At 65.9% G+C, this 578-nt stretch carries 1 protein-coding gene; it reads right to left on the minus strand.

Features of this window, described 5'->3' with window-relative positions; genetic code table 11:
- The coding region (locus AB4Z35_RS30045) for a hypothetical protein (RefSeq protein ID WP_442101166.1) at positions 1-503 on the minus strand (503 nt) is incomplete at its 3' end.
- Between the last annotated feature and the right edge of the window lie 75 nt (positions 504-578).

The raw sequence follows: 578 nt of genomic DNA on the forward strand, positions 1-578 counted from the left end.
CCCACGCCCTGCGCCAGCACCTGCATCTCGCCCAGCCCACGATGCACCTGCTCCAGACGGTCCGACACYAGCTTGAACGACTCGCCGAGCCGCTGCTCGAGCGTCGCATGGAGCTTCTCGTCCACGGTGCGTCGCATTTCCTCCAGTTTCGCGGCGTTATTTGCCTCGATGTCGCGTAGCTTCTGCTCAAGCGTGGCCCGCACCTCGGCCAGCCTGCGGTCGTTGGACTCGGACATCTGCGCGATTTGCTGGTTCTGCACCGTGGCAATACTGGTCAGGTGCGCCGACAAGGTCTGCTGGAAGCGCAGCATCTGCCGACCAGACTCGTCGCGGCCATCCCGGGCGGCCGCGCTCACTTCGCCACGCAACACGCGCTCGAGCCGGTCGAGGCCATCAAGCAGTTCCGCGGATGCCGCCCCGGCGCGCGCGCGCCACAGCAGCACCGCCAGCAGGATCACCGCCACGAGGGTGGCGGCAAGCGTCAGGACGGAAATCAACGTCATCAATTCAGGAATATCCGATTCAGCGGCGGCGCGCCATGACCTCTGGGTTGATCACCGAAGGCGGGTTGCCTGCCT

The organism is Pseudomonas sp. KB_15, from assembly GCF_052114525.1.
In the GTDB taxonomy this organism is placed as follows: domain Bacteria; phylum Pseudomonadota; class Gammaproteobacteria; order Pseudomonadales; family Pseudomonadaceae; genus Aquipseudomonas.